Annotated in this window: 6 protein-coding genes; 1 reads left to right on the forward strand and 5 read right to left on the reverse strand. The window is 41.0% G+C overall.

Annotation, left to right across the window (positions count from 1 at the left end; translation table 11 throughout):
• Positions 1-6: 6 nt before the first annotated feature.
• Together guaA and guaB are read right to left on the reverse strand one after the other, a co-directional pair.
• Positions 7-1,584 (reverse strand): glutamine-hydrolyzing GMP synthase, encoded by a 1,578-nt coding sequence (gene guaA, locus H5072_RS06110; RefSeq protein WP_002958782.1) that lies wholly within the window; start codon positions 1,582-1,584, stop codon positions 7-9.
• Positions 1,585-1,686: 102 nt separating this feature from the next.
• Positions 1,687-3,156 (reverse strand): IMP dehydrogenase, encoded by a 1,470-nt coding sequence (gene guaB, locus H5072_RS06115; RefSeq protein WP_002958783.1) that lies wholly within the window; start codon positions 3,154-3,156, stop codon positions 1,687-1,689.
• Between the two features lie 135 nt (positions 3,157-3,291).
• Between guaB and xseA the strand changes: the two genes are divergently transcribed.
• Positions 3,292-4,623, forward strand: a complete 1,332-nt coding sequence (gene xseA, locus H5072_RS06120; RefSeq protein ID WP_182693003.1) for an exodeoxyribonuclease VII large subunit — start codon at positions 3,292-3,294, stop codon at positions 4,621-4,623.
• Here the strand turns inward: xseA and H5072_RS06125 are convergent.
• The 3 genes from H5072_RS06125 to H5072_RS06135 form a co-directional block, all read right to left on the reverse strand.
• Complete coding sequence (locus H5072_RS06125; RefSeq protein ID WP_182693004.1) at positions 4,620-5,300, reverse strand: hypothetical protein; 681 nt, start codon at positions 5,298-5,300, stop codon at positions 4,620-4,622. The two genes, xseA and H5072_RS06125, sit on opposite strands and share 4 nt — an antisense overlap.
• Before the next feature lie 35 nt (positions 5,301-5,335).
• Positions 5,336-6,154, reverse strand: coding sequence for a serine O-acetyltransferase (gene cysE, locus H5072_RS06130; RefSeq protein ID WP_002958786.1), 819 nt, complete (start codon positions 6,152-6,154; stop codon positions 5,336-5,338).
• A gap of 197 nt (positions 6,155-6,351) precedes the next feature.
• Positions 6,352-8,652, reverse strand: a 2,301-nt coding sequence (locus H5072_RS06135) for a pitrilysin family protein (RefSeq protein WP_182693005.1), incomplete at its 5' end; no start/stop codon positions are given.

The raw sequence follows: 8,652 nt of genomic DNA on the forward strand, positions 1-8,652 counted from the left end.
AATTAATTATTCCCATTCGATAGTTGCAGGTGGTTTCCCTGAAATATCGTAAACTACACGAGAAATACCATCAATTTCGTTAATGATACGGTTTGAAACCACACCTAAAAACTCATATGGTAAATGTGACCAGCGTGCTGTCATAAAGTCGATTGTTTCTACACAACGAAGTGATACAACCCAATCGTACTTACGTGCATCGCCCATAACCCCTACCGATTTAACTGGTAAGAATACAGTAAACGCTTGGCTTACTTTATGGTAAAGCTCAGCTTTGTGTAGCTCTTCGATGAAAATCGCATCTGCGCGGCGTAGTAAATCACAGTACTCTTTTTTGATTTCGCCAAGTACACGTACACCTAAGCCTGGTCCAGGGAAAGGATGACGGTAAAGCATGTCGTACGGTAAACCAAGTTCTAGACCAATTTTACGCACTTCATCTTTGAATAATTCACGCAATGGCTCAACAAGGCCCATTTTCATGTCATCTGGTAATCCGCCCACATTGTGGTGAGATTTAATAACATGCGCTTTACCTGTGGCAGATGCCGCAGATTCAATAACGTCAGGATAAATTGTACCTTGCGCTAACCATTTCGCATTTTTAAGCTTTTTGGCTTGCTCATCAAATACATTAATAAACGTGTGACCAATGGCTTTACGTTTATCTTCTGGGTCTGACTTACCAGCTAAATCATTTAAAAACTGCTCTTCAGCTTCAACTTTAACAATGTTTAAGCCAAATTTATTACCAAACATGTCCATAACTTGCTGACCTTCGTTTAAACGAAGTAAACCATTATCAACAAATACACATGTTAGCTTTGCGCCAATTGCACGGTGAATAAGCATAGCCACAACTGATGAATCAACACCACCAGATAGACCTAAAATGACTTCGTCATCACCTACAGTTTCTTTAATACGCTCAATAGCATCATCGATGATTTTTGCAGGAGTCCATAATTTTTCACAGCCACAAATATCAATAGCGAAACGCTCAAGCAAACGTAACCCTTGATGAGTATGCGTTACTTCTGGGTGAAATTGTACGCCGTAAAAACGCTTTTCTTCGTTAGACATTGCAGCATGTGGACAAGTAGATGTTTTAGCTGTTGTTGTAAAATCAGCTGGAATGTCCATTACTTTATCGCCATGACTCATCCATACGTCAAGTATGCCGTTGCCGCCATCAGTAATATGGTCTTCAATTGCATCAAATAATGCACAGCTGCCTACTTTTTCAACTTGTGCGTAGCCAAACTCTTTTTTATCAGAGCTGTGTACACTTCCGCCAAGTTGAGCTGCCATTGTTTGCATGCCGTAGCAAATACCTAGCACAGGCACGCCTGCATTAAATACATACTCAGGAGCGCGCGGGCTGTTTTCAAGTGTTGTTGATTCTGGACCACCAGAAAGAATAATACCTTGTGGGTTGAACTCGCGGATTTGCTCTTCAGTCACATCCCATGCCCAAAGTTCACAGTAAACACCAATTTCACGCACACGACGGGCGATTAATTGAGTGTATTGTGAACCAAAGTCTAAAATGAGAATTCGTGAATCGTGAATATCTTTGCTCATGGAGTATCTCGTAAAGTCTGATGCTAAATGCCGTTTGTTAATGTAAACGACTAAAAAGAGGGCTTGCAAAGCAAGCCCAGTATATTAAATTAATTACGCTGCTTAACCTAAGCGGTAATTTGGTGCTTCTTTAGTGATTTGCACATCATGAACGTGCGACTCACCCATACCTGCTGAAGTAACACGTACAAATTGTGGTTTTGTATTTAGCTCTTCAATTGTTGCACAACCCGTTAAGCCCATAGCGCTTCGTAGGCCGCCCACTTGCTGATGAATAATCGTTGCAATAGGACCTTTGTAAGCTACGCGACCTTCAATACCTTCAGGTACTAACTTGTCTGCTTCGTTTGATTTTTGGAAGTAACGATCTGATGAACCTTCTTTTTGATCCATCGCACCTAATGAGCCCATACCGCGGTATGACTTGTAGTAACGACCTTGGTATAATTCAACTTCACCTGGCGCTTCTTCAGTACCAGCAAGAAGAGAACCCACCATTACACACGATGCACCAGCAACAAGTGCTTTAACAATATCACCAGAAAAACGAATGCCACCATCAGCAATAACAGGAATGTCGCGACCTTTTAAGCCTTCAACAGCATCTGAAATAGCGGTAATTTGTGGAACGCCACAACCGGTAACAATACGTGTAGTACAGATAGAACCAGGGCCGATACCTACTTTAACTGCATCCGCTCCGGCATCAGCTAGTGCAATAGCACCTTCAGCGGTAGCTATGTTACCGGCAATAATTTGTAAGTCTGGGTACTCTTTGCGAGTTTTAGTAACACGGTCAATAACGCCTTGAGAGTGACCATGCGATGTATCGATAAGTAAAACATCAATACCCGCTTCTACTAATGCAGCAATACGCTCATCAGTACCTGCGCCAACACTTACAGCAGCACCTACACGTAAACGACCTTGATCATCTTTACATGCGTCAGGTTTGTCTTGGGCTTTTTGGTAATCTTTTACTGTGATCATGCCTTTGAGTTTAAATTCATCATCAACAACAAGGATTTTTTCAATGCGGTGTTCGTGCATTAAGCCTAAAATTTCTTCGCGTGCTGCGCCCTCTTTAACGGTAACAAGCTTTTCTTTTTTGGTCATAACGGTAGAAACAGGCTGTTCAAGCTTAGTTTCAAAACGCATATCACGACTAGTAACAATGCCTACAAGCACATTATTGCTGTCGGTAACCGGAAAACCTGAAAAACCTTTTTCGTGCGAAAGCTCAATTGCATCTGCAATTGTTAAATCGGCAGTGACCGTTACAGGGTATGAAACAATACCTGCTTCGTAGGTTTTAACTTTACGTACGTTTTTCGCTTGTTCTTCAATAGTCATGTTTTTATGAATAAAACCAAGACCACCTTCTTGCGCAAGGGCAATAGCTAAACGAGCTTCTGTAACAGTATCCATAGATGCTGAAATAAGCGGCAAGTTAAGTTTGATACCACGCGTTAAGCGAGTTGAAATATTTGCCGTGTGTGGCAAAACAGTAGAATGACCAGGTACTAAAAGTACGTCATCAAAGGTAAGAGCTTCTTTAGCGATTCTAAGCATTTTGGCAACTTCTCACATGTGGATCTAAGATAAGGAATTGCGGCCAAATTTTAACAGCGTTGTTGGCATGAGTAAATAATATTTCGCAAATATTTATGATAAAGTAGTGCAATAAATAGTTTTAGGTTGTTTTTTATGTTTTCGAAGCCTTCGCAGACGGTTTACACCGTGTCGCGCCTTAATAGAGAAATTCGCACAATCCTTGAGCAAGGTTTTGCATCTTTAGTGCTCACGGGCGAAATTTCTAACTTTATTACCCCTGCATCTGGACATTGGTACTTTTCGTTAAAAGACGATAAAGCACAAATAAAAGCCGCTATGTGGCGTGGGAATAATCGCAATCAAAGCTATCGCCCTGCAAATGGCGCGCAAGTTACAGTAAAAGCGCGTGTATCACTTTATGAACCTCGCGGTGACTACCAGCTTATTGTTGAGCATATGGAACCGGCCGGCGAAGGTCAGCTAAAACAAGAATTCGATGCGCTTAAAATGCGTTTGGCCGCCGAAGGAATATTTAGCTCTGCGTATAAAAAACCACTTCCGCAAAACATTAATCGTATTGGTGTTATTACCTCAGCAACCGGCGCTGCTATAAAAGATATTTTAACGGTACTTAAACGCCGTGCGCCGCAGCTAGAGGTAATCATTTACCCTGCTATGGTACAAGGCAAAGAAGCACACCTACATTTAATTAATCAAATTGAATTAGCTAATGCTCGTGATGAAGTTGACGTACTTATTTTAGGACGAGGCGGCGGATCACTTGAAGATTTATGGTGTTTTAATCACGAACAGCTCGCACGAGCTATTTTTGAAAGTGAATTACCTATAGTAAGTGCAGTAGGCCATGAAATAGATACAACCATTAGCGATTACGTTGCTGATGTTCGTGCAGCCACTCCATCAGCCGCAGCTGAGCTTGTAAGCCCAAATACGCAAGAGTTACACAACAAAGTAACACAATTAGTTAATCGTTTAGCTAACGCGTTTAAGCACGGTATTGCCGATAAACGCGCATTAGCAACGCAGTTACAACACCGCCTTAATTTGTGTCATCCGCGTAATCAGCTTAATCAAAAATCACAACGTTTGGATGAGCTAAGCATTGCGCTGCAACAAACTATGCGTAATCGTTTATACCAGCAAGAACGCACACTCAATAACTTAACGCCGCGTTTGATGCGCCAATCACCTGATAAAAAACTCGCTTCAGCAAGCCATCAACTCTCGCAATTACAAGCTAGGCTAAACCAAGCTATACAGCATCAGTTACAACAAGCGAATAATAGCTTAGCACTGCAAGCAAGCAGGTTAGACTCGGTAAGTCCGCTTAATGTTTTAGCGCGCGGTTATAGCATCACTAAAACACAGCAAGGAAAAGTAGTTAAATCTGTGGGGCAAATTAAAACAGGCGATGTTTTAGTTACAGAGTTAGTCGATGGCTCTATAGAATCACAAATTATTTAAAGCTCTGTACTTAGCAACATTTTAAGTTCGCTATCGCTCGATGTGGAGGTAGTGCTTTTAAATTGTTGCCAAAACTCTTGTTCCATCAACTTATCGTTTAGCTCTCGCCATTGAGCATTACCAAATGTGTCATTATCAATGGGGGCGGCAAGTTCAAATTCACATACTGTTTTTTTACATTTTGCACTAACAACGTCAGGAATAATTGATAAATCAGCTGTTAATAAAAAATCTTGTAATGCCATTTCAGTACGATAAGCCCATTCTTCATCGCGCGTTTGATTTTCAAATTTATCACGTAAAATCTGCTCAAAATCTGAAGGGCCCCTCATTTTCTTTAAAACACTTTTGAGCGCCGCTTTCTGTTCGGCGAGTTGCTGCTTAAGCTGAGTTACTTGCTCTTCTAAAGGTAGTTCATCAAGCATTTGGGTTTCTGAATTGGTTGTAGGCGTGTCTTCAGCGGGCTCTATACTAGCGACTTGCTCAGGTACTGCAGAGTCTGCATTACTCAATACCTCATTACTTTGTTGTTCAGTATGAAGCTTTTTCTGTTTCTCATAACTTGGCTGCGACTTAACAGATTCCGGATAACTTGAAGCTGCATTAAAGTAGCCCCAAGTTAACCCTACACCCGCAATAAACCCAATCCCTAGAGTCAATAAACTATTCTTGTTCATGTTAATTCCTTTTAAGTTTTATTATTTTTTATTACTTATAGCATTGCACTCGTGTGCGATTCGTTTTCAGGCTCAGGATTTGCTAAAAAGTTTTGGTTCATACTTTGCGCCGGACACTCACAATCCGGTCGACCAATAATTTTAGCGGGTACGCCAACAGCGGTTGTGTGTGGTGGAACATTGCTAAGCACAACTGAGCCCGCACCAATTCGTGCGCCCTCACCTACTTCAATATTACCAAGTACTTTAGCGCCGGCGCCAATTAATACGCCTGCTCTAATTTTAGGATGACGATCGCCCTGCTCATTACCTGTACCGCCAAGCGTTACAGATTGCAAAATTGATACGTTATCTTCAATTACCGCTGTTTCACCAATAACAATACCGGTTGCGTGGTCAAACATAATGCCTTTACCCACTTTACATGCTGGGTGAATATCGACCCCAAACACTTCAGAATTACGGCTTTGAATAAAGCGCGCTAACTCTTTGCGATTTTGTTGCCACAAACAATTAGCCAAACGGTGCGCTTGAATAGCATGAAAACCTTTTAGATTTAATATAACCGTAAGATAGGTTTCTGATGCCGGATCGCGGTCTTTTACCGCTTTAATATCCTCAGCAACAAAAGATAGCATACGGTCACATTTTACAAATGCTTGGTCAAACAGCTCTCGGATAGTGAATGCAGATACCACCGCATCAGCCAACTTATTAGCAACAATAAAGCTCAATGCCGAACCTAAACAATCATGATTTAAAACACATGAATAAACATGACTTGCTAATAATGGTTCACGTTTTACTACATCGTTAGCTTCGTCGCGAAGCTGTTGCCAAATTGCATGACGCATAATACTGCACTGCCTTAAGTTGATATAAAATAGCCTTTTCCCAAGTCTAACGGATTTAACCACTAAGGTGTTAATCCCTTAGTTATTTGTTCTGGTTATTAGGTATAACTGTTTATTAAGTTTCATTATTAAATAATAAAAATGCCTCGATGCTTATAGCACCGAGGCATTATTTTAACGCTTAAAAAACACTTAAATTATTGAAATACTTTATCGACTTTCATCACTTCAATATTTTTTGCAGGAATTGCTAATTTATAATCAGCAATCACTTTATCTTCAGCCACTAATTCGGCAGGTTTATCGGTGTTGTAAACCATTGGTGATGTTTGCTGCGATGCTAAACGTTTTTGCATATCAGCGCCGTCACCAGTAATAAATACATAGTGAACATTGTCTGTTTGTAAGTTTTCTTTAATAACGCGATTAACATCAGCAAGCGTTAGCGTTTTAAGTTTATTAGTTACGTAACTTACAAAGTTATCAGTGTTGTAAAATTCGCTATCAAGCGCGTAACCTAATTGGCGATTTTGACTTGCAACCATTTGCGGCACAAAGTTAATTAAAAAGTTACGCGTAGCTTCAAAATCACCTTCGCTCATACCATTTTTAATTAGCTTATCTAGCTCAAACAAGGCGGTACGTGTTGCAAAGTGCGCATCGTTATTAGAGCGAAGTGGGCGTAACCACACTTGAAATATTTGCTCTGAGCGCCCTAGGTTTGCATCTGGCTTGGTTTGAAACATACCACGTGGAAAGTATTCAATGTATGCGTAATCGCCATAGTTCATGCCGCGAGTTTCACGAATGCGCTCATATAAAAAGCTGTTAGAACTACGGTGCTCACCAAAGTACGAACGCACAAGCCAAAGGGCTGTCCAGTCTTCGCTACTTCTTATTGTATCAATAGGAAAACCAAACGATACAGCAGTCGATTGTGCCGATTTTTCTACAATAGTTGCATGATGACCTTTAAGCACTGGCGCATCAGGAATACTTAAACGGCTTTGCTCACCTTTTGGTAGCGTTGCAAAATCGCTCATCATTTTAGCTTTAAGGTTTGCAGGCACAGCCCCAATTAAGCCAACCGTGAGTTTAGATTGCGTAAGCTCGCTGTTATAAAACGCTTTAACATCATCTAGCGTCAACGCTTCTAAATCCGAAATATCACCGTAGTTGTAACTTTCGTAAGGGTGATTTTTGTAAAGTGCACTGTATAGCACTTCTTTGCCTAGCTCTTCATCGTTAGATGCTTTTAAGCCTGATTTAATACCATCGATCATTTCTTTTTTAAGGCGTTTAAAGTCATCGTCTCTAAAGCCTGGGTTTAATAATTGATCGCTCACAAGTGAATACCACTGCGCTGCATTGTCTTTATGAATACGCCCTTGGAACGACAGCATTTCTTTATCTATTTGATAACCAAAGCTACCTGCAAGCGGATAAAGTGCTTTTTGAATATCTTTATAGCTTGTCGCCTCTGAGCCACCTTGTGCAAGCATTGCCGCAGTGAGCGCTGCAACACCTTTTTTGCCTTGAGGGTCGGCAGCCGCGCCGGTATTGAATAAAAAGTTAACATCGATTAACGGCGAGCTATTGGTTTTATCAAGTACTTTAAATGCAGGTGCCGCAGGTGCTTGTTCAAGCTTTGCAGTAAGCGCATTTAAATTAACTTCTTGCTCAAAACCTGGGGCTTTATCAAGTGCCGACATTGTTAATGTGGTACGTGCGTTATCAGTAAAGTATTTACTAGCAACGGCTTTAATATCTGCGCTGGTGATGTTATCTGCCGATTTATACAGCTGGTTTATAACCTCAGGATCGCGCTCAAAATGCATGTAGCTGGCAAGGGTTGATGCAATCGCTTGCGACGAATCTAAGCCATTAATAAAGCTGTATTTAAGATTCGATTTTAAATCACTTAGCTTTTGCTCATCAACAAGCTCAGTGCGTGCTTTTGCATAAGTTCGATTAATGGCATCGCGCGCAGTGGCTAAATCGCCTGCGTTTTCTACTTTAACAAATACGTGTAATAAACCCGGATCTTTAGTCTCTGGGTTATAGGTAAACATTTGGCTGGCAATTTGTTTGTCGACCACTAGCTCTTGATATAAATCTGAATTACTAGAAAAATAAAGCTGAGAGATTAAATCAAGCGCCGCTCTGTCTTTTTTAGCAGGCTCCCACGCAGCGCCTTTGTACGATACGAGTAACCAATGCCCTGGTAGCGCTTCATCTTGCTGGTGTAAATATTTTGGTGCTTGTTGAACAGGTTCTGCTTTAATGTCAGCAACATAGTTACCCTTTTTCCAGCTGCCCCAATGCTTTTTAACCATTGCCATTGTTGCTTGTGGGTCTACATCGCCCACGATGACAAGTGACACATACTCAGGCTTATAAAACTTAGCAAAAAATTCTTTACCATAGGCCATTTGATCAGGCATGGCTTCTATGTCTTTAAAAAAGCCCATAGTGGTGTGTTTATACGTGTGCTTATC

Origin of the sequence: Pseudoalteromonas sp. SR45-5, from assembly GCF_014163565.1 — a bacterium.
Classification (GTDB): domain Bacteria; phylum Pseudomonadota; class Gammaproteobacteria; order Enterobacterales; family Alteromonadaceae; genus Pseudoalteromonas; species Pseudoalteromonas distincta.

Bases quoted from the DNA above. Each gene is read 5' to 3' on its own strand.
- xseA (WP_182693003.1), top strand. From the start codon at position 3,292: ATGTTTTCGAAGCCTTCGCAGACGGTTTACACCGTGTCGCGCCTTAAT.
- cysE (WP_002958786.1), bottom strand. From the start codon at position 6,154: ATGCGTCATGCAATTTGGCAACAGCTTCGCGACGAAGCTAACGATGTA.
- H5072_RS06125 (WP_182693004.1), bottom strand. From the start codon at position 5,300: ATGAACAAGAATAGTTTATTGACTCTAGGGATTGGGTTTATTGCGGGT.
- guaB (WP_002958783.1), bottom strand. From the start codon at position 3,156: ATGCTTAGAATCGCTAAAGAAGCTCTTACCTTTGATGACGTACTTTTA.
- guaA (WP_002958782.1), bottom strand. From the start codon at position 1,584: ATGAGCAAAGATATTCACGATTCACGAATTCTCATTTTAGACTTTGGT.